The 20,026-nt window shown below is 71.8% G+C and carries 15 protein-coding genes; all 15 read right to left on the bottom strand.

Translation table 11 applies throughout. The annotated features are described in order from the left end of the window. Positions 1-56: 56 nt before the first annotated feature. Positions 57-1,493 carry a nucleotide pyrophosphatase/phosphodiesterase family protein gene (locus tag OG430_RS09915; protein ID WP_327352066.1) on the bottom strand — a complete coding sequence of 479 codons (1,437 nt, stop codon included), beginning with the start codon at positions 1,491-1,493 and terminating at the stop codon, positions 57-59. Further along, the gene (gene eboE, locus OG430_RS09920; RefSeq protein WP_327352067.1) at positions 1,490-2,794 is read right to left on the bottom strand and encodes a metabolite traffic protein EboE; all 1,305 of its coding nucleotides are present in this window, start codon (positions 2,792-2,794) and stop codon (positions 1,490-1,492) included. Before eboE ends, OG430_RS09915 begins: the two co-directional genes overlap by 4 nt. Before the next feature lie 3 nt (positions 2,795-2,797). Beyond that, entirely contained in the window at positions 2,798-3,679 is an 882-nt protein-coding gene (locus OG430_RS09925) for a TatD family hydrolase (RefSeq protein ID WP_327352068.1), read from the bottom strand. After that, positions 3,679-4,350, bottom strand: a complete 672-nt coding sequence (locus OG430_RS09930) for an EboA domain-containing protein (RefSeq protein ID WP_327352069.1) — start codon at positions 4,348-4,350, stop codon at positions 3,679-3,681. The genes OG430_RS09925 and OG430_RS09930 overlap by 1 nt, the downstream gene beginning before the upstream one ends. Beyond that, complete coding sequence (locus OG430_RS09935; protein WP_327352070.1) at positions 4,347-5,231, bottom strand: sugar phosphate isomerase/epimerase family protein; 885 nt, start codon at positions 5,229-5,231, stop codon at positions 4,347-4,349. The genes OG430_RS09930 and OG430_RS09935 overlap by 4 nt, the downstream gene beginning before the upstream one ends. 252 nt (positions 5,232-5,483) lie before the next feature. Beyond that, positions 5,484-6,599: an SCO3242 family prenyltransferase gene (locus OG430_RS09940; protein WP_327352071.1), complete on the bottom strand. Its 1,116-nt coding sequence runs from the start codon at positions 6,597-6,599 to the stop codon at positions 5,484-5,486. 478 nt (positions 6,600-7,077) lie between these two features. After that, entirely contained in the window at positions 7,078-8,205 is a 1,128-nt protein-coding gene (locus tag OG430_RS09945; protein WP_327352072.1) for an inositol-3-phosphate synthase, read from the bottom strand. 181 nt (positions 8,206-8,386) lie between these two features. Then, on the bottom strand, positions 8,387-9,742 hold the full coding sequence (locus tag OG430_RS09950) for a ThuA domain-containing protein (RefSeq protein ID WP_327352073.1): 1,356 nt from the start codon (positions 9,740-9,742) through the stop codon (positions 8,387-8,389). A gap of 25 nt (positions 9,743-9,767) precedes the next feature. Continuing rightward, positions 9,768-12,233 carry a PQQ-dependent sugar dehydrogenase gene (locus OG430_RS09955; RefSeq protein ID WP_327352074.1) on the bottom strand — a complete coding sequence of 822 codons (2,466 nt, stop codon included), beginning with the start codon at positions 12,231-12,233 and terminating at the stop codon, positions 9,768-9,770. Between the two features lie 390 nt (positions 12,234-12,623). Continuing rightward, positions 12,624-13,628, bottom strand: coding sequence for a sugar phosphate isomerase/epimerase family protein (locus OG430_RS09960; protein ID WP_327352075.1), 1,005 nt, complete (start codon positions 13,626-13,628; stop codon positions 12,624-12,626). Between the two features lie 5 nt (positions 13,629-13,633). Beyond that, complete coding sequence (locus OG430_RS09965; protein ID WP_442816463.1) at positions 13,634-14,899, bottom strand: Gfo/Idh/MocA family protein; 1,266 nt, start codon at positions 14,897-14,899, stop codon at positions 13,634-13,636. Positions 14,900-14,969: 70 nt separating this feature from the next. Continuing rightward, positions 14,970-16,013 (bottom strand): substrate-binding domain-containing protein, encoded by a 1,044-nt coding sequence (locus OG430_RS09970; protein ID WP_327352076.1) that lies wholly within the window; start codon positions 16,011-16,013, stop codon positions 14,970-14,972. A gap of 65 nt (positions 16,014-16,078) precedes the next feature. Further along, entirely contained in the window at positions 16,079-17,122 is a 1,044-nt protein-coding gene (locus OG430_RS09975) for an ABC transporter permease (protein ID WP_327352077.1), read from the bottom strand. Next, positions 17,119-18,609 (bottom strand): sugar ABC transporter ATP-binding protein, encoded by a 1,491-nt coding sequence (locus tag OG430_RS09980; RefSeq protein ID WP_327359031.1) that lies wholly within the window; start codon positions 18,607-18,609, stop codon positions 17,119-17,121. Before OG430_RS09980 ends, OG430_RS09975 begins: the two co-directional genes overlap by 4 nt. 170 nt (positions 18,610-18,779) lie before the next feature. Then, complete coding sequence (locus tag OG430_RS09985) at positions 18,780-19,961, bottom strand: ROK family transcriptional regulator (RefSeq protein ID WP_327352078.1); 1,182 nt, start codon at positions 19,959-19,961, stop codon at positions 18,780-18,782. Positions 19,962-20,026 lie beyond the last annotated feature (65 nt).

Below are 20,026 nucleotides of genomic sequence, written 5' to 3' on the forward strand. Positions count from 1 at the left end.
GCGTCTGGTTCAGTTGTTCGTGCGGGATCGGCAGGGCGTTCGACGCTCGGCCGAACTCAGCCGAGGCCCGCGAGGTGGAGCAGCAGCGACTTCACATCGGTGGCCTTGATGGGGCCGGTGACAGCGTGGGGGGTGGAGCACAGGATGAGCGGACCGTCGTTCGGGTCATCGGGCAGGCGACCATGGCTGCCGCGAATAGGTGACGGGTCCAGGGGCACCACCGCCATGCGGTAGCGCATGCCGAGCTTCTTGCGTGCGAGGGCCTTTGCCGCCTTGACCTTCACATAGGGGTCTTCGGGGTCCATGAAGAGCTCGACCGGGTCGTAGCCGGGTTTGCGATGGATCTCGACGAGCTGCGCGAAGTCGGGCGCGAGGCTGTCGTCGAGCCAGTAGTAGTACGTGAACCAGGCGTCCGGCTGGGCGACGGCGACGAGTTCGCCGGAGCGCGGGTGGTCCAGGCCGTGCTTCTTCTTGCCCTCGTCGTCGAGGAGTTGCTCGATTCCGTCGAGGCCGTCGAGGGCTTGCCGGGTCGCGTCCATGTCCTCGGGGCGGCGCACGTAGACGTGGGCGATCTGATGGTCGGCGACGGCGAAGGCGCGGGACGCCATCGGGTCGAGGTATTCCATGCCGTCCTGGGTGTGGACCTCCAGGAGCCCGGCCTTGCGCAGGGCGCGGTTGATGTCGATGGTGCGGCTGACGCGGGTGATGCCGTACTCGGACAGGGCGACCACCGTGCGGCCCTCTGCTCTCGCGTCGGCGAGGAGCGGGGCGAGGGCCTGGTCGAGGTCGGTGGCGGCCTGCAGGGAGCGGGGGTCGTCGGGGCCGTAGCGCTGCAGGTCGTAGTCGAGGTGGGGAAGGTAGGCGAGGGCCAGGTCGGGCCGGCGGGTGTCGATGATGTGGCGGGTCGCGTCCACGATCCAGCGGGAGGACACGATGTCGGCGCCGGGGCCCCAGAAGTGGAAGAGGGGGAAGGTGCCGAATTTGGCGGTGAGTTCGTCGTGGAGGGCCGGGGGCCGGGTGTAGCAGTCGGGTTCCTTGCGGCCGTCGGCGTAGTACACGGGACGGGGGGTGACGGTGTAGTCGGTGTCGGCGCCCATGGCGTACCACCAGCAGATGTTGGCGACGGTGTAGCCGGGGTGCGTGCGGCGGGCGGCGTCCCACAGCTTGTCGCCGGAGACCAGGCCGTTGTGCTGACGCCACAGGAGTACGTCGCCGAGGTCGCGGAAGTACCAGCCGTTGCCGACGATGCCGTGTTCGGCGGGCAGGGCACCGGTGAGGAAGGTGGACTGGGCGGCGCAGGTGACGGCGGGCAGGACGGTGCCGAGCTCGGCACGGGAGCCGGACTGGCCGAGGGCCTTCAGGTTCGGCATGTGGTCGAGGAGGCGGGGGGTGAGGCCCACGACGTCCAGGACCAGGAGGGGGGTGGGGTCGGAGGAGCCGGTGGCGGTGGCTTCGGTGGTGGCTTCGGCCGGGTCCGGGGTGGCTGTGGTCATGGGAGTTCCTTGAGGCCGAGGTCCGTCAACAGGTCGCGGGCGAGGGTGAGTTCGGCGGCGATGCCGTCGGCCAGCTGAGTGCGGTTGTGGGGGCGCAGCTCGGGCGGCAGGGCCTGCCAGGTGTACGTCTCCACCTCGAGGTGACGGGTGCGCGGGTGCGGGCCGCCGACCAGGCGGGTCAGGGTGTCGCGCAGGACCGGGAGGGTGGAGGTCAGCGGCGGGGCGGGGGCCGCGTGGAGCGGGACGTGGAAGTGCGAGCGCCAGGGGGTGGTGACGGGGAGGGCTTCGGTGGTGTGCGCGGGTCCCGCTGCGGCGAGGGCTTCGATGGTGCGTGCGGGGCCGTCCGCGGCGAGACCTTCGGCGGAGGGTGCGTGCCCGGCCGCGGCGAGGGCTTCGGCGGAGGGCGAGGGTGCGCGCCCGGCCGCGGCGAGGGCTTCGCCCAGGTCGTCCGTGCCGCGCAGACCGGTCGGGCCGGCCGTGCGGGTCTGGTGGAGGAAGCGGGGTTCGTCGAAGGCGGCCAACGCCTCGCGCACCTCGGGCAGATGGGGTTGCGCGGCGTGCAGGGCGGCGGAGAGCTGGACCTTGGGGATGGGAATACCGGCCCGGTCGAGGGCGGCCAGGGCGGACTGCGGGTCTTCGAAGGAGGTGGCGAGATGGCAGGTGTCGAGGCAGATGCCGATGCGGGGGTGGCCGATGGCGGTGAGCGGGGCGATGGCGTCGGCGGTGGTCTCCACCGTGCAGCCCGGTTCGGGCTCCAGGCCGATGCGGATCGAGCGGCCGGTGAGGTCCTCGAGGGCGTCGAGGCGTTCGGCGAGGGTCTTCAGCGCGGCGTGCGCGGTGGTGGCGCGCTCGTCGTCGTAGGCGGTGCGCCAGGCCAGCGGGAGGGTCGAGATGCTGCCTTCGGTGACGTCGTCCGGGAGCAGCGCGGTGAGGAGGCGGGCCAGGGAAGTGGTGTGTTCCAGGCGTTCGGGATCGGCCCAATCGGGCTTGTAGACCCGGTACTTGACCTCCTGTGCGCCGAAGCCCTCATAGGGGAAGCCATTGAGGGTGACCACTTCGAGGCCGCGCCGGTCGAGTTCGGCGCGAAGGGAGCGCAGCGCGGCCGGGTCGGCGGTCAGGGCGCGGGCGGCGTCCCGGGCCAGCCAGAGGCCGATGCCGAGGCGGTCGCGGCCGAGGCGTTTGCGTACGGGCTCGCAGTGGTCGCGGAGCTGGGCGAGGACGCCGTCCAGGGTCTCGGCCGGGTGCACATTGGTGCAGTAGGCCAGGTGCAGGGTGGAGCCGTCGGGGTGCCGGAAGCGCATGGCTCACTCCCCCGCTGTCGCGCTCTTGGGCGCCCCGCGCAGGATGGAATTGCCCTCGTGGGTGGCCGCAGCCGCCTCGGCGGCGCCCGGCAGGTCGAGGACGAGGCGGCCGCTGAGGCCGTAGAAGGCGACGGGGTTGCGCCACAGGACCTGGTCGACGATCTCCTCGTCGAAGCCGGCCTTGAGCATCGCGTCGCCGACCTTGCGGGTCTTGAGCGGGTCGCTCTTGCCCCAGTCGGCGGCCGAGTTGACCAGGACCTTCTCGGGCCCGTAGGCCTCCAGGATCGCGACCATCCGCTCCTCGTCCATCTTGGTGTCGGGATAGACGGAGAAGCCGAGCCAGCAGCCCGCGTCCTTGGCCTCCTCGACCGTGGTCTCGTTGAGGTGGTCCAGCAGGACGCGGTCGAGCGGCAGGGCGGATTCGCGTACGACGTCGAGGGTGCGGCGCAGGCCCGCGAGCTTGTCGCGGTGCGGGGTGTGCACCAGGGCGGGGAGCTCGTGGTCGGCGGCGAGCTGCAGCTGCGCGGCGAGCGCGGTGTCCTCGGCCGGGGTCATCGAGTCATAGCCGATCTCGCCGACGGCGACGACGTTGTCCTTGACGAGATAGCGGGGCAGCTGGTCCAGGACGGGGGTGCAGCGGGGGTCGTTGGCCTCTTTGGGGTTGAGGGCGATCGTGCAGTGGTGGGCTATGCCGTACTGGGCGGCGCGGAAGGGTTCCCAGCCGAGGAGGGCGTCGAAGTAGTCGAAGAAGGAGGAGGGCGAGGTGCGGGGCTGGCCCAGCCAGAAGGCGGGCTCGACGACGGCGCGGACGCCGGCGGCGTGCATGGCCTCGTAGTCGTCGGTGGTCCGGGACGTCATGTGGATGTGGGGGTCGAAGATGCGCATCAGGACTCCTTGTGCCGTGCGTGCTGCTCCGCGGGGGTGGTCGGGCCCGCGGGGGCGGGGGCGGTCAGGGCCAGGACCCGGTGCAGGTCGGCGGGTACGGGACGGCCTGCGGCGGTGCGCTCGCCCGCGTAGTCGCCGAGCATGCGGGCCAGTTCGGCGTCGGCGTGGGCGCGGTCCGCCAGGTCGGCGACGGCGTCCACGGGTACGCCGGTGAACAGGCACTTGAGGACGGCGTGCCGCCAGGCGTGCGCGTCCAGGTGGGCGGCCGCGTAGGGGCCCACGGCGGCGGCGACGAGGCGGGTGTCGTTGGTGCGCAGGGCGTCCTCGGTCAGAGCCAGTGCGTCCGGGCCCCGCAGCAGGTCGGGCAGGGCGGTGAGGACGGCGCGGCGTTCGTCGGCGGTGCCCTGCCGGTAGAGGCGGGTCAGGGTGGCCGAGCCGGCGTGGGCGGTGCGCAGGAGCAGGACGCGGGCGGCTTCGGCGTGCGGCGCGCCGCATCTTCGGCCGGCCTCCGCGAAACGCAACTCCCAGGTGGGCGGGGTGGCTTCGGGTTCGGCGTGCCGGCCGGTGCGGCCCGCGGTCGCCTCGTCGAGTGCCTGGTCCAGCCAGGCGCGGGCGGCGCCGCCGAGTTGCCCCGCGAGGCGGGTGCGCGGCTCGGTGAGGTCGTCGGTCACGGCGTGCCTCCTTCGGTGCCGGCGGGGGCGTGTGTTGCCGCTTCGGCGGCTGCCTTGCAAAGGAACTGCAGGGATTCCTCGGCGAGTTGGGGGCCCGCGTGGGAGTGGCGGGGCAGTTCGACGACCGTCAGGCCCTGGTAGCCGGTGGCGGCGAGGGCCGCCAGGACCGGCGGGAAGTCGATTTCGCCGTCGCCGAAGGGGAGGTGTTCGTGCACACCGCGGCGCATGTCCTCGATCTGGACGTGCCGCAGCCAGGGGGCCGCGTCGCGTACGCAGTCGGCCGGTGGGGCGGGTTCCAGGCACTGGCAGTGGCCGATGTCGAGGGTGAGGCCCAGGGCCTCGGGGTCGCCGGTGAGGGTGCGCAGATGGTGGAAGTCGGCGAGGCAGGAGAGGAGGTGGCCGGGTTCGGGTTCGACGGCGAGGGGGACTCCGGCGCCGGTCGCCGCGTCGAGTACGGAGCCGAGCGCGTCGGCGAGCCGCTGCCAGGCGACGTCGTCGGCGGTGCCCGGCGGGGTGATGCCGCTGAAGCAGTGCACGGCGTGCGCGCCCAGGTCTGCGGCGACCTGCACGGCGCGGATCAGCAGGCGGACGCGGGCGGCACGGCGGTCCGGGTCGGGGTCGAGGAGGGAGGGGCCGTGCTTGTGGCGCGGGTCGAGCACGTAACGGGCGCCGGTCTCGACCGTTACGCCCAGGCCGAGTTGACCGAGACGCCGGGCCACGCGACGGGTCCGGGCGGCCAGGTCCGGGGCCATCGGGTCGAGGTGCATGTGGTCGAGGGTGAGGCCGACGCCGTCGTAGCCGAGATCGGCGAGGAGGGCGAGGGCGTCTTCCAGGCGGAGGTCGGTGAGGCCGTTGGTGCCGTAGCCGAGGCGGAGGGACATGGGGTGGTCACCTTCCCTGGGGGGAGCGGGGCGGGCGGGGCCGTCGGGGGTGCGGGTCGAGGCCGGCGGGGTGCGGGTCCAGGCGGCCCGGGGCCCGAAACGGTCCGTCGAGGTATGCGCGGCTCGGGCGCCGGAGGGCTCCGTCCAGATGCGGGCGCCCTGGGCTCTGCCGGGCCCGGGCCGACCGAGGTCGGCCCGGCCTCGGAAAGGCCCCGACCAACCGCGGGCGGCGGGAACGCACCACGACCGCGCTCACGTCACGCTCACCTTCCGCCCGAACCGCCGCGCGAGCGGGGCCAGGGCGGCCGTCGCCAGTGCGGTGCCGAGGGCTCCGGTGCGGGCCGCGAGGGCCGCCTGGAGCGGGATCATGGCCCGGATGCCGCCGCCGACGGCGCGTTGGGTGAGCGGCGGGGAAGGGTTGAGCGCGGCGTGGAACAGGGGCTTGGCGGCGGTCGCGACATAGGCGGCGGCAAGGAGGGAGGCCGGGCGCGGCAGCCCGCGTACACCGAGGCCCGCCCCGCCGTTGCGCACGCGGTGACCGACACCGGTCCCGCCCTCACGCGCGGCCACGCCGGGGCGGCCCTTGCCCGCGCCGTGTGGGCCCCCGCCCAGGGCGGACCAGGTCTTGCCTGCACCGGCCCAGGACACGCCCGTGCCGGGCCGGTCTCCACCCACGCCCGCCACGTCGCCCTCACCCCCACCGTCGAGCCCGTCGAGCCCGTCGAGCCCGTCGCGCCCTGGCCTGGACCCGGGCCCGGCAGTCCGAGGGCGGCCCAACAGCTCGCCCAGCACGACCGTCGCCGCCAACGCGCCCACCGGCACCGCGACGGACCCGCCCTGGGTCTCATGGCGCGAGACGGAGGTGACCGCGAGTGTGTGGGCGCCGAGCAGGGCGGCGGAGGGCAGGGCCGTGCGGGCCCGGCCGCCCGTCGCCGTCGCGCCGAGGAGAAGGTCGAGCGAGCGTGCCGTCGCCATGGCCGCGGGGCCCAACGCCGTGCGCTTGAGGCCGAGGTCGTAGGACCAGACCGAGGCCGCGAGCGCGCCCGCCACCGCCTGGGCCGGCCGCCCCGCCCGCGCCGCGAGGGCGAGCCCCGCCACCGTCAGCCCGCCCGCCGCGGCCAGCGCCGCACCCGGCGCGATCCGCCCCGAGGGCAGCGGACGGTGCGGCCGGTCGATCGCGTCCTCGGCCCGGTCGGCCCAGTCGTTGAGCGCCATGCCGGCCTCGTACAGGCACAGCGAGCTGCCGATCGCCAGCAGCGTCCGTCGATTGGGCCGCAGCCCGCTCGCCGCAGCCCCGGCCAGCGCATCCCCCGGCACCGTGAACAGCGCGGAGACCCGCAGCAGTTCGGCCCAGTCCCGCGCACTCATGCGACCGCCCCCGCCCACGGCCCCGACACCCGAGCCGGCCATCGCAGGCCACCCGAGCGGCAGACCCCCTCGACCGCCTCCGAGCCCACAGCCGAGCCCACGACCACCCACGACCCCGGCACCGGCACCGGCACCGGAGCCGGAGCCGAACCCCGCAAGCTCGCCCGACCACCCCCCGCATCCGTCACACCGACCAGGGGCACGACACGCACGCCCGGACCACCCGAACCGTCCGAACCACCCGAACCACCCGAACCACCCGAGCGGCAAACTCCCTCAACTACCGCCCACAGCCCCGGCACCGAAGCCGTAGCCGTAGCCGTAGCCGTAGCCGGAGTCAGGGCCCGACCCGATCCCCGCGAGCCCGCGCAGCGACCCCCCGCGCGGCGGCCTCCCGCGGCCGCCGCGCGGAGTGGGGCGGTCGCAGACCCCGTTCCACCGGTGAGGTCGGACGTGAGGAGGCGTATGCGGTGGCCCCTCACGCGCCCTCCTCCCGAAGCCGTCCCGCGAAGTCCACCAAGGCCTTGTACTGCTCCCCGAGCGCGGCCGACCCGCCGCCGTCCGGGTCCTTGAAGTAGAAGCCCAGCTCCGGCAGCGGGCCCGCGATGCCCAGTTCCGCCGCCCGTGCCACGAGCCGTGCCAGGTCGAGGATCAGCGGGGCCGCGAGTGCCGAGTCGCAGCCCTGCCAGGTGGTCTGCAGGACCATGCGGGAGCCGAGGAAACCGTCGAACGCGATGTGGTCCCAGGCGGTCTTCCAGTCGCCGAGCGCGGGCACGTCGTCGATGTGGACCTCGCCCTCGGGGGCCGAGCCGAAGACGTCGGCGAGGACGCGCTCCTTGCCCGCGTTCTTGGCGGCGGCGGCACCGGGGTCGGCGAGGGCCGCCCCGTCGCCGCCCCCGAGGAGGTTCGTGCCGGACCAGGCGCGCACGGCGAGCGCCCGCTGCAGGAACATCGGGGCGAGCACCGACCGCAGCAGGGTCTGGCCGGTCTTGCCGTCGCGGCCCGAGTAGGGCAGGCCGCTGGCGGCGGCAGGCGCAGCAAGTACCGGGTGGTGCAGGCCCGTTGAGGGCGTGAAGTTCACATAGGGGCAGCCCGCCCGCAGGGCCGCCGCCGCGTAGAGCGAGCTCGCGGGCAGGCCCGCGCCCTCGCCGGGCAGGGCTTCGGTGGAGGCGACGTTCACCACGACGGCCCGCCCCAGACCCTGGCGGCGTACGAAGTCACGTATGTCGTCGGCGAAGGAGTCGATCAGCTCCTCCTCCGACCGGGTGTCGCCGGGCAGCGGCCCGCCACCGCGTATCTCCGCGTCCGCGGCGGCGAGTTCGCCGAGCACCGCGGCCGGAAGGCCGTGCGGCAGCACCCCCGCGCTCACCAGTTGCTCGGCCCGCTTGGGCAGCGGGCAGCCGGAGGTGTCGTGCCCGCCGAACACCAGCGAGCCCAGCGCCGGGAGCCCGCTGTCGGCGAACGGCGGGGTCTCCGTCACCATCCCCGTCGCCGGTTGCAGCCCCGCCGCGACGGCCGCGCAGCCCGCGACGGCGGTCGTGGCGACGGAGCCGCGAGCCCCGATCAGCCAGACACCAGTAGCAGTTGGGGTAGAGGTAGTGGACACAGGCTGCCTCCCAAGTTCCGTACGTACTCCCGACGTACGCACTCCGTACGCGACTCCACATACATAGGCCGTACATACGTGTCGTACACACGTGCAGCGCACACGTGTCGTGCACGCGCTGAAAGACGGTGGGGGACGAAAGACGGTGGGCGGAGGTCCGGCGTCCTCCGCCCACCGTCGACTAGTGACCCCCGCCGGGCCGGGCGCGCAGTTCCTTCACCCGGATGTTGCGGAACGAGACCTCGTCGTCGGCGCCGTGGTTCTGGATGCCGACATGGCCCTGGCGCAGGCTGCGCGCCGGGTCGGTGTTGGTGAAGTCGTTGATCTTCACACCGTTGAGGTAGATCCGCAGGCGCTCGCCCTCGACCCGGAGTTCGTAGGTGTTCCACTCCCCCGGCGGGTTGAGCGCGGCGTCCCGCTTGGCGATGTCCGCCGACTTGAAGCCGTACACCGAGCCGGTGGTCTTCTCCGGTACGTCCGTGGCGTCGATCTGGATCTCATAGCCGTTGTTGACGGCCGACCACGGGTCGTCGGAGGGCGGGAAGCCCACAAAGATCCCGGAGTTGTCGTCTCCGGCCATCTTCCAGTCGACCTTGAGCGAGTACGCCGCCAGCTCGCGCTGCGCGTACCAGAGCATCCCCATCCCGCCGGTCGTCGTCAGCGTGCCGTCGGCCAGCGTGAACGCGCCGGGTCCGGCCTGCTTCCAGCCGTCCGTCGACGTCCCGTCGAAGAGGGGCGTATAGCCCTTCTCCACCCGGCAGTCGGCCTGCGCGTCGCCGATCGCCCACCGGATGCCGCCGAGCAGATGCTGCCGGAAGGCGGGGTCGGCGTAGGACTCCTTGGTGTGGCCGCCGCCGGTGTAGAAGGAGCGGCCGCCCTGATAGTCCTGGCACCAGGCGATGGGGTGGTCGCCGTTCATCGACCCGCCGGTGTAGGAGCTCTCGTCGAGCGAGGCGAGGACATGGGCGCTATCGCGGGGATTGGAGCGGTAGTTGTACCACTCGTCCGTACGCTGCCACGCCGCGCCCAGATGCCCGGTGGCGGGATGCCCCCGGTCCTCGACGACGACCTTCGCGTCCTGTATCGCGGGGTGCGACTGGAAGTAGGCGCCGGCGAGCCCGCCGTAGAACGCCCAGTCGTATTCGGTGTCGGCGGCGGCATGCACTCCTACGTAGGCGCCGCCGCCCTTGATGTAGCCCTCGAAGGCGGTCTGCTGCTCGGAGTTGAGCACGTCGCCGGTGGTCGAGAGCCAGACCACGGCGTCGTACTGGGCGAGGTTCGAGGCCGTGAAGGCCCCGGCGTCCTCGGTGGCGTCGACCGCGAAGCCGTTCGCCGTGCCGAGGTCCTTGACGGCGGCGATGCCGTCCGGGATGGAGTCGTGCCGGAAGCCGGCCGTCTTGCTGAAGACAAGGACCTTCCCGGCCGCCGCCGAGGCGGCGGACTCCTCCGGCGCCTTGGACGACGCCGGTCCCGATACGCAGCCGATGAGCAGGGCGGCCGCGGCCGTCGCGGTGGCCAGCCGCGCTGATGCACGCATGGTTGTCCCTTTCTCATCCGTGGGTTCAGCCGGTGGTGAGGCTGAAGTCGTCGACGTCGTAGAGGGCTCCGCTGCCCGTGCCCTTGAAGACCAGGACGAGGCTGGTGGTGCCCTTCGGCGCCTTGCTCAGGGTCGCGGTGACGTCCTTGTACGTCTCCCAGGAGCCGGTCGGCTCGACCTTCACGGAGCCGAGCAGCCGGCCGCCCGCGGAGCCGCTGCGGATCTCCAGGGTGCCGCCCGCTCCGGCCGAAGCGACGCGCGCGGTAAGGGACTTGGCGTTGCCCAGGATGTACGGCTTGAAGGAGATCCAGTCGCCGTTGTTGATGTCGCCGACGGTCTTGCCGCCGTGCGCCGGTGTGTGGGCGACGACCGAGACGCCCTTGGAGCCGTTGTAGTGCTCGGCCTGGCGGTGCTTGGGCTGGACGACGTTCTGGTCGTGGGTGGTGAGGGCCGGCTGGCCGTTCGCGCCCTTGTCGGTGTACTCGGCGTCGAAGACCCCGAAGATGTTCGCGTTCGGGTCGTGCTCGCCGTCCGCGGAGGTCTGCAGGGTGCCCTCGCAGCCGTTGGCCGAGGTGACGGGGTGGCCGTGGCTGTCGTGGCCGAGGATGTGGGTGACCTTGACCTTGGTGCAGTCGATGGTGCCGTCCTCGGGGTCGGTCACCTTCACCTTGAACGGGATCTTGTCGCCGAAGGTGAACAGCTGGCCGTCGCCCGGCAGTTCAAGGGTGACCTTGGGCGCGGTGTTGCCGACGACGACATGCACGTCGGCGCTTCCGGTGCGGCCCGTGGAGTCCTTCGCGGTGACGGTCGCGGTGTAGGTGCCGTTCTTCTTGTACGTGTACGTCGGGTTGGCCCCGGTCGCCGTGCCGCCGTCCCCGAACGCCCAGGAATACGTCAGCGTGCCGCCGTCCGCGTCGGTGGCCTTGGAGGTGAAGCCGACCTTCAGCGGGGCCTGGCCGGAGGTCTTGCTCGCGCTCGCCTCGACGACCGGCGAGTGGCCGTCCGTCGCGTTCTCTATGCGGTAGAGGGCGGAGTGCTCGTCGCCGCCGAACCAGGCGGTCCCGTAGTCGAGGACGTACAGCGCCCCGTCGGGCCCGAACTCCATGTCCATCACCTGGGTCCCGGTCCACGGGAAGGCGTTGATGGACTGCACGGAGCCGTCGGCGGAGTGCTCGATGCGCTTGATCCAGCGGCGCCCGAACTCCCCGGCGAAGAAGTCGCCGTCGTAGGCCTCGGGGAACTTCACGGGCGACGTCGACGCCGCGTCGTACCGGTAGACCGGCCCGCCCATCGGCGACTCGGAGCCGCTGCCGAACTCGGGCACGGAGCCGCCGTCGTACGGGATCCAGGCTTCCTGCGCGGGCGGCAGGTCGGTCAGGCCCGTGTTGTGCGGCGAGGTGTTCTTGAGGGCCGCGCAGTCGAACTTGGCGCCCGAGGTGCCGGTGGCGAAGTCGTAGTCGACGTAGGCGTCGTTCTTGCCGGTGCAGTACGGCCAGCCGTAGTTGCCGGGCTTGGTGACGCGGGCGAACTCAACTTGGCCCGCGGGCCCGCGACTTGCGTTTGCCGCACCCGCGTCGGGGCCGTAATCACCCACGTACACAATGCCGGTGGGCTTGTCGACGCTCATCCGGAACGGGTTGCGGAAGCCCATGGCGTAGATCTCGGGACGCGTCTTGTCCGTCCCCGGCGCGAAGAGGTTGCCGCTGGGGTTGATGTACGTCCCGTCGGCGTTGACCTTGATCCGCAGGATCTTGCCCCGCAGGTCGTTGGTGTTGCCGGCGCCGCGCCGGGCGTCGTACGCGGGGTTGCGGTTCGCCCGCTCGTCGATGGGCGTGAAGCCGTCCGAGGCGAACGGGTTGGAGTCGTCGCCCGTCGACAGGTACAGGTTGCCGTCCTTGTCGAAGTCGATGTCGCCGCCGACGTGGCAGCAGATGCCGCGGGACGCGGGGACGTCGAGGATCTGCTTCTCGCTGGCGTTGTCGAGGGTGCCGTCCTCCTTCAGCACGAAGCGGGAGAGGCGGTTCACTCCGTCGAACTTCTTGAAGTCGTCGGCCGTGCCCTCGTTGGGGGCGTCGCCCGCGGGGGTGTTCAGCGGGGGCGCGTAGTAGAGGTAGATGAACCGGTTCTCGCCGAACTTCGGGTCCACGCCGACGCCTTGGAGGCCCTCTTCGTCGTGCGAGTAGACGTTCAGCTTGCCGGCGAGCTTGGTGGTGCCGTTCGCGTCGGTGATGCGGAGTTCGCCGTCGCGGGAGGTGTGCAGGACCTTGCGGTCGGGCAGGACGGCGAGGGTCATGGGCTCGCCGACCTCCTCCTCGCCCTTGGCGAGGGTGACCTGCTGGAAGTCCTCGGCGGCGGCTGCGGCCGCTTTGGGCTCGGGCGCCTCGGCGGCGCCGGCGCCGGTCCCGGGGGTGAGGGCCAAGGTGGCGCCCGCCAGGAGTGTGGTGGCGAGGAGTGCGAGTGGCTTGCGGAGTCTGGGCCGTTTCCTGTGCACGAGTCCCTCCGGGGGAGCTGGTGGTACGGGGCGGGCGGGTCTCCGGGTGCGCCGTCACCCGGGCCTTGCGGTGCTGTATGTCATGCGCGCATCAACGACGCTATCCGGCTTTGTCCGGGCCGGAAAGCCCTTGCGCAGCGGTCGAGTTGGGCTTTTTCCTGCGGCTGGACAAAGGGGGTTTTGGGCATGTTTGATCCCCTCCCCGCCCCTTCCCGAAAGTCCTGACGGACGGCTTCGGGGCTCCGCCCCGGACCCCGGATCGGCCTTCGGCCTCTGTCCTCAAACGCCGGACGGGCTGATTTCATCAGCCCGTCCGGCGTTTGAGGACACCGCCCGCAGGGCGGAAGGCTGCGCAGCATCTCGGGAAGGGGCGGGGCGGGGAGAATGCAGTTACTCGGCTCCCCCGAACGCCGCGTCGAAGGAGGCCGTCGGGGGCTCGAAGTCATATGCCTTCAACCGCGACAGCGCCTCAGGGGCACCCTGTAGCCGGTCCATCCCCGCGTCCTCCCACTCGACCGAGATCGGCCCCGAGTAGTCGATGGACCGCAGCATCCGGAACACGTCCTCCCAAGGGACGTCCCCGTGGCCCGCGGAGACGAAATCCCAGCCGCGACGGGGGTCGCCCCACGGCAGATGCGAGCCCAGGCGGCCATTGCGGCCGTCAAGGCGGCGCCGCGCCTCCTTGCAGTCCACGTGGTAGATCCGGTCCCGGAAGTCGTAGAGGAACCCGACCGGATCCAGGTCCTGCCACACGAAGTGCGAGGGGTCGAAGTTCAGGCCGAAGGCCGGACGCCGGTCCACCGCCTCCAGGGCCCGGACCGTGGTCCAGTAGTCGTACGCGATCTCGCTGGGGTGGACCTCATGGGCGAACCGCACGCCCTGCGCGTCGAAGACGTCCAGGATCGGGTTCCAGCGGGTGGCGAAGTCCTCGTACCCCCGCTCGATCATGGACTCCGGCGCGGGCGGGAACATCGCGACCAGATGCCAGATCGACGACCCGGTGAACCCGATGACCGTGTCGACGCCGAACGCCGCCGCGGCCCGCGCCGTGTCCGCGATCTCCGCCGCCGCCCGCTGCCGTACGCCCTCCCCGTCGCCGTCGCCCCAGATCCGCGCGGGCAGGATCGCCTGGTGCCGCTCGTCGATGATCGAGTCGCACACGGCCTGGCCGACCAGGTGGTTGGAGATGGCCCAGCATTTCAGGCCGTACTTTTCGAGCAGTTGGTGCCGGCCCGGCAGGTATCCCGGATCGGCCAGGGCCTTGTCGACCTCGAAGTGGTCGCCCCAGCAGGCGAGTTCGAGCCCGTCGTAGCCGAAGTCGCGGGCGAGCCGGCAGACCTCTTCGAGCGGCAGGTCGGCCCACTGTCCGGTGAAGAGCGTGAAGGGGCGGGGCATGACGACTACGCCTCCTGTACGGGATCGGGGAGGGGGACGGATACAGGGATGGGGGTGTACGCGGAGTTCTTCTCTGCGCTCTCCTCGACCGCCGCGAGCACCCGCTGCACCTGCAGCCCGTCCGCGAAGGACGGCGCGGGGTCGGTGCCGGCGGCGATCGCGTGGACCAGGTCGCGCGCCTGGTGCACGAAGGTGTGCTCGTAGCCGAGGGCGTGGCCGGGCGGCCACCAGGCCTCCAGGTAGGGGTGCTCGGCCTCGGTGACGAGGATGCGGCGGAAGCCTGCCGAAGCCGCGGGCTCGGTGTGGTCGTGGAAGGAGAGCTCGTTGAGGCGCTCCAGGTCGAACGCCAACGACCCGTCGGAGCCGTTGAGTTCGAGCCGCAGCGCGTTCTTGCGCCCCGAAGCGAACCGTGTCGCCTCGAAGGAGGCAAGCGCGCCGGACGCGAGCCGACCGGTGAACAGCGCGGCGTCGTCCACGGTCACCGGCCCCTTCGCCGCGCCCCCGCCCGCCCCGGACAGACCCGCCGACGCACCGTCGAGCAACGGCCGTTCGCGTACGAACGTCTCCGTCATGGCGGACACCCCGACGAGCGGCTCCCCGGCGACGAACTGCGCCAGATCCACGATGTGCGCCCCGAGGTCCCCGAGCGCCCCCGACCCGGCGTGCTCGCGCTCCAGGCGCCAGGTCAGCGGGAACTCCGGGTCGACGAGCCAGTCCTGCAGATAGGCGACGCGCACGTGCCGGACCGTGCCGATGCGGCCCTCGGCGACCATGCGCCGGGCGAGCGCCATCGCGGGCACCCGGCGGTAGTTGAAGCCGACCATCGCGAGCTGACCGCGGGCGCGGGCGCGCCGGGCGGCGTCCGCCATGGCCTCGGCCTCCTCGACCGAGTTCGCGAGGGGCTTCTCGCACAGCACGTGCTTGCCCGCGTCCAGGGCGGCGATGGCGATCTCGGCGTGGCTGTCGCCCGGTGTGCAGATGTCGACGAGCTGCACGTCGTCGCGTGCGATCAACGCGCGCCAGTCGGTCTCGGCCGCCGCCCAGCCGAGCCGGTCGGCGGCCGCCCTGACCGCTGCGCCGTCGCGCCCGCAGACGGCCGCGAGACGGGGGCGAAGGGGCAGGTCGAAGACGTGGGACACGGTGCGCCAGCCCTGGGAGTGGGCGGCGCCCATGAACGCGTAGCCGACCATCCCGACGCCCAGGGCCTGTGGCGGGGCTCCCCCGCCACCCGGCCCGGCGCCCGGCGTGTGCTCCGTCTCGTCCTCCAGCATGCGGTCTTCCTCCTCAACGGCGGTGGGCCGACCGGCCCGGTGCGGTGCGGTAACGGCGCCTGGTCACGGCTCACTTGAAGCCCGTGGCCATGTATTCGCCGACGTTGTCCTTGGTCACGACCGCCGAGTAGAGCGTGATGGACGCGGGGATCTCCCGTTCGGCGAAGCCTGCGACGCCCTTGCTCTGCCCGAGGGCGCGGGCCACGTCGATCGCCGAGGCCGCCATGGTCGGCGGGTAGAGGACGGTCGCCTTGAGGACCGAGTTGTCCTTCTCGATGGCCTCGAACGCGGAGAGCGCGCCCGCGCCGCCGACCATGAAGAACTCGTCGCGCCCGGCCTGCTTGATGGCCGTCAGCGCGCCCACGCCCTGGTCGTCGTCGTGGTTCCACAGGGCGTCGAAGCTCTTCTGCGCCTGCAGCAGGCCGGACATCACGGACTGCCCCGACTCGACGGTGAACTTGGCGGCCTGCCGGGCCACCTTCTCGACGTTGGGGAAGTTCTTCAGGGCGTCGTCGAAGCCCTTGGTGCGTTCCTGGGTGAGCTCCAGGGTGTCCATCCCGGCGAGCTCGACGACCTTGGCGTTCTTCTTGTCCTTGAGCTTCTCGCCGATGTACATCCCGGCGTTGAGGCCCATGCGGTAGTTGTCGCCGCCGACCCAGCAGCGGAAGGCCTGGGGCGAGGCGAAGATCCGGTCGAGGTTGATCACGGGGATGCCGGCCTTCATGGCCTTCAGGCCGGCCTGGGTCATGGCCTTGCCGTCGGCCGGCAGGATCACCAGGACGTCGACCTTCTTGTTGATGAGGGTGTCGATCTGGCCGATCTGGGTGGCCGTGTCGTTGGAGCCCTCGGTGATCTCCAGGGTGACGTCGCTGTACTTCTTGGCACGCTCACGGGCGTTGACGTTGATGGCGTTCAGCCAGCCGTGGTCGGCCTCGGGCCCGGCGAAGCCGATGGTGACGGGCTTGCCCGGCTTGTCGTCGGCGATGGGCGCGTTGTTGCTGGGCTGCTTGTTCTCCTCCTTGGGGTCATTGCTGGTGCAGGCGGTGAGGAGCGCACCGGTCGACACGGCGGCGGCTCCGAAGAGCAGCCCTCTGCGGCTCGTGATTTCTGGCATGACGGACCCTTCGCGGGAGGGGAACTGGCGGTTGGGAGAAGGGAGTTGCTCAGTGCTGTGATGCGCTAGGGAGTTTTGGAGGCGCGACCCTGGACCAGGACCGCGGCGACGATGATCGCGCCCTTGGCGATCTGCTGGGTGGCGGTCTCCAGGTTGTTCAGCTGGAAGATGTTGGTGATCGTGGTGAAGATCAGTACGCCGAGCACGGAGCCGACGATGGTGCCCCGGCCCCCGCTGAGCAGGGTGCCGCCGATGATCGCGGCGGCGATGGCGTCGAGCTCGTACAGATTGCCGTTGGTGTTCTGACCGGATCCGGAGAGCACGATCAGCAGGAAGGCGGCGATCCCGCAGCACAGCCCGGACAGCAGGTACAGGTACAGACGCTGTCGTCGTACGTCGATGCCGGCGAGCCGTGCCGCCTCCGCGTTGCCGCCCACGGCGACGGTGCGCCGCCCGAACGTCGTCCGGTTCAGGAGCAGCCAGCCGACGACGGCGACGCCGCCGAAGATGAGGGCGAGCGGCGGGATGCCGAGGATGAACGAGTCGCGTTCGCCGAGGGAGAGCACCGACTGGTTGTCAATGGTCTGAGTCTTGCCGTCGGTGATCTGCAGAGCCAGGCCCCGGGCCGAGGCGAGCATGGCGAGCGTCGCGATGAACGGCACGATCCCGCCGTACGCGACGAGCACGCCGTTGACGAGGCCACAGCCCAGGCCGACGATCACCGCGGTGAAGAGGATGCCCGCGAAGCCGTACTCCTGGGTGGCGAGGGTCGTCGCCCAGCAGGAGGAGAGCGCCACGATCGCGCCGACGGACAAGTCGATGCCGCCGGACATGATGACGAAGGTCATGCCGACAGTGACGACGCCGATGGTCGAGGCCTGGGTGAGGATCAGCTGGACGTTGCGGGTGTCGAGGAATGCGTCGGGCTTGGTGATGCCGCCGATGAGGACGAGCACGACGAGGACGCCGACCAGGGAGAGCGTGCGGACGTCGGCGCGGGCGAAGGTGACGCGCCAAGGGCTGCCGTTCGGGGTGTCCGTCTTGCCCACGGCGAGCACGGGCCCCGCTCCGGGGCCGTTCTGCTCCGCCTTCGATGCGGCCTTGTTCATGACGCGGGGCTCCCTTCCATGACGAGGTCGAGTACGCGGTGTTCGTCGAGCTCCCGGGCGGGTGCCTCGTGGACGACTCGGCCCTCGCGCAGGACGAGTACGCGGTCGGCGAGGCCGAGGACTTCGGGGACCTCGCTGGAGACGAGGAGCACGGCGAGGCCTTCGTCGGCGAGGCGGCGGATGACTGCGTAGAGCTCGGCGCGGGCGCCGACGTCGACACCGCGGGTGGGTTCGTCGAGCAGCAGCACCCGGCAGCCGCGAAGGAGCCAGCGGGCGAGGACCGCCTTCTGCTGGTTGCCGCCGGACAGGGTGCGGACGGCGGCGTGCGGACGGTCGGGCCGCAGCGAAAGCTCCTGGGTGGCCTTGCGGGCCGCCGCGAGCTCCGCCCGCCGGTCGAGCCAGCCCCAGCGCGAGAAGCGGGACATGGACGACACAGACACGTTGCGGGTGACCGACTCCATCATCAGCAGGGCCTGCGCCTTGCGCTCCTCGGGGGCGAGCCCGAGCCCGGCGCGGACGGCGGCGCGTACGCTGCCCGGCTTCAACACCCGTCCGTCGATGAGGACTTGACCGGCGCTGGGCTTGCGCGCCCCGTACACCGTCTCCAGGATCTCGGAGCGCCCGGAGCCGACGAGTCCGGCGAGCCCGACGATCTCGCCGGGCCGCAGCTCCAGGTCGAGCGGCGCGAACTCGCCGTCGCGGGCGAGACCTCGGACCTTGAGCAGCGGGACGTCCCCGGTGACTCCGGTGGGCCGGTCGGGGAAGGCGTACTCGACGTTGCGGCCGGTCATCAGGGCGACGACCTCGCGCGTCGGGGTGGACTTCGCGGGGAGTCCGACGGCCACGGCGCGGCCGTCCTTGAGGACGGTGACACGGTCGCCGATGCGGCGGATCTCCTCCAGGCGGTGCGAGATGTAGACGACGGCGACACCGTCCGCGGTGAGGTCGCCGACGATGCGGAAGAGGTTGTCGACCTCGTCCGGGTCGAGGGCGGCGGACGGCTCGTCCATCACAATGAGGCGGACGTCGTGGGAGAGGGCCCGGGCCATCGACACGATCTGCTGCTGGGCGGCGGAGAGCTCGCCGACGAGGCTGGCCGGATCGATCTCGGGGTGGCCAAGTCGCTTGAGCAGCTTGCCCGTTGAGGTGCGCGCGTCCCGTCCGCGTACGACGAACCCGGCGGTGGTCGGCTCGTGCCCGAGGTAGACGTTCTCGGCCACGGACAGACCTTCGACGAGGTCGAGCTCCTGGTAGATGGTGGCGATCCCGAGCCGCATCGCCGCGATCGGCGACTTGAGCGTGACGGTCTCACCGCGCCAGGTGATCTGCCCGCCGTCGGGCTGGTGGGCGCCCGCGAGGACCTTGATCAGGGTGGACTTGCCCGCGCCGTTCTGGCCGAGCAGGCAGTGCACTTCGCCGGGCCGGACGTCGAGGGCGACGCCGTCCAGGGCGCGTACGCCGGGGAAGGACTTGGTGATGCCCTGCATGGTGAGCAGGGGTGGCTGGTCGGCGGGCAGCGGTGGTTCAGGTGTTGCCATGACGGTTCCCCTCGGCGGGTACGCGGCCGGTGAGCGGGCAGGGCAAAGCTGAGCGCTGTGCTGGGGTGGTTCTGACGTGCGGCTCTTACAAGTCGTACGAGGCGTACGGTGCGCGCGGATCAGGCAGGCGAGAACAGATGGTCGCTGATGAGCCGGGCCGCCCCGATCACTCCTGCGGTCGGCCCCAACTCGCCCAGGACGATGGGGAGATTGCCGGTCGCGAGCGGGAGCGACTGGCGGTAGACCTGGGTGCGGATCGCGGCGAGCAGGGTGTGGCCGAGCCCGGTCACCCCGCCGCCGATCACCACCAGGCCCGGATTGAAGAAGCTGACCAGGCCGGCGATCACCTGGCCGGTGCGGTTGCCGCCCTCGCGGATCAGGTCGAGCGCGGTGGCGTCCCCCGCCGCGGCCGCCGCGGCGACATCGGCGGCGGTGAGCTTGCCGGTGGCCTCCAGGCGGTCCGCGAGTTCCGGGGACAGTCCGGAGCGGGCGGCCTCCTCGGCGTCGCGGGACAGGGCCGCGCCGCTGAAGTGGGCTTCCAGGCAGCCCCTGTTGCCACAGGCGCAGGCGCGCCCGTCGGGCTCGACCTGGATGTGCCCGATGTCGCCGGCGCTGCCCGTCGTACCGCGGTAGACCTCACCGCCGACGACGATGCCGCAGCCGATGCCCGTGCCGATCTTGACGCAGAGGAAGTCGCCCACGGAGCGTGCGACGCCCGCGTGCTGCTCCCCCATCGCCATCAGGTTCACGTCGTTGTCGACCATGACCGGGCAGCCCAGGTCCTGGCTGAGCGCCTCCCGGACCGGGAACCCGTCCCAGCCGGGCATGATCGGCGGGGCGACCGGGACGCCTTCGGGGTAGCGGACGGGGCCGGGCACGCCGATCCCCGCTCCGTCGAACCCCTCCGCGACCCCGGTGGCCTTAAGCTTGGCCGCCATCGCGAGCACCTGCTCGAAGACGGCGACCGGTCCTTCCCGTACGTCCATGGGCTGGTTGAGATGCCCGAGGACCTCCAACTCGGCGTTGGTGACGGCCACATCGATCGACGTGGCACCGATGTCGACGCCGAGGAAGCGCAGCGCGGGGGCGAGCCGGATGTTGTGCGACCGACGGCCACCGCGCGAGGCGGCGAGGCCGTCGGCCACCACGAGACCGGTCTCCAGGAGCCGGTCCACTTCCACGGCGAGCTTGGAACGCGAGAGGTCGACCTGATCCCCGAGCTGGGCCCGGGAGTTCGGCCCGCCGTCACGCAGCAGACGGAGCAGTCGCGCCTGGTGCGCGTTCGCGGGTCGAGCCGTCATGCGCCTCACGCTGCCCCTCCCGCCGTGGTCGGCATCTCGCTGCTTTCGAGGGGAACGTAGCAGCG

Origin of the sequence: Streptomyces sp. NBC_01304 (genome assembly GCF_035975855.1) — a bacterium.
Classification (GTDB): domain Bacteria; phylum Actinomycetota; class Actinomycetes; order Streptomycetales; family Streptomycetaceae; genus Streptomyces.

What these genes read in the sequence shown, in the direction of transcription:
- OG430_RS09915 (WP_327352066.1), bottom strand. Translation starts at nt 1,493, where the DNA reads ATGACCACAGCCACCCCGGACCCGGCCGAAGCCACCACCGAAGCCACC.
- eboE (WP_327352067.1), bottom strand. Translation starts at nt 2,794, where the DNA reads ATGCGCTTCCGGCACCCCGACGGCTCCACCCTGCACCTGGCCTACTGC.
- OG430_RS09925 (WP_327352068.1), bottom strand. Translation starts at nt 3,679, where the DNA reads ATGCGCATCTTCGACCCCCACATCCACATGACGTCCCGGACCACCGAC.
- OG430_RS09935 (WP_327352070.1), bottom strand. Translation starts at nt 5,231, where the DNA reads ATGTCCCTCCGCCTCGGCTACGGCACCAACGGCCTCACCGACCTCCGC.
- OG430_RS09940 (WP_327352071.1), bottom strand. Translation starts at nt 6,599, where the DNA reads ATGAGTGCGCGGGACTGGGCCGAACTGCTGCGGGTCTCCGCGCTGTTC.
- OG430_RS09950 (WP_327352073.1), bottom strand. Translation starts at nt 9,742, where the DNA reads ATGCGTGCATCAGCGCGGCTGGCCACCGCGACGGCCGCGGCCGCCCTG.
- OG430_RS09960 (WP_327352075.1), bottom strand. Translation starts at nt 13,628, where the DNA reads ATGCCCCGCCCCTTCACGCTCTTCACCGGACAGTGGGCCGACCTGCCG.
- OG430_RS09965 (WP_442816463.1), bottom strand. Translation starts at nt 14,899, where the DNA reads ATGCTGGAGGACGAGACGGAGCACACGCCGGGCGCCGGGCCGGGTGGC.
- OG430_RS09970 (WP_327352076.1), bottom strand. Translation starts at nt 16,013, where the DNA reads ATGCCAGAAATCACGAGCCGCAGAGGGCTGCTCTTCGGAGCCGCCGCC.
- OG430_RS09975 (WP_327352077.1), bottom strand. Translation starts at nt 17,122, where the DNA reads ATGAACAAGGCCGCATCGAAGGCGGAGCAGAACGGCCCCGGAGCGGGG.
- OG430_RS09980 (WP_327359031.1), bottom strand. Translation starts at nt 18,609, where the DNA reads ATGCAGGGCATCACCAAGTCCTTCCCCGGCGTACGCGCCCTGGACGGC.
- OG430_RS09985 (WP_327352078.1), bottom strand. Translation starts at nt 19,961, where the DNA reads ATGACGGCTCGACCCGCGAACGCGCACCAGGCGCGACTGCTCCGTCTG.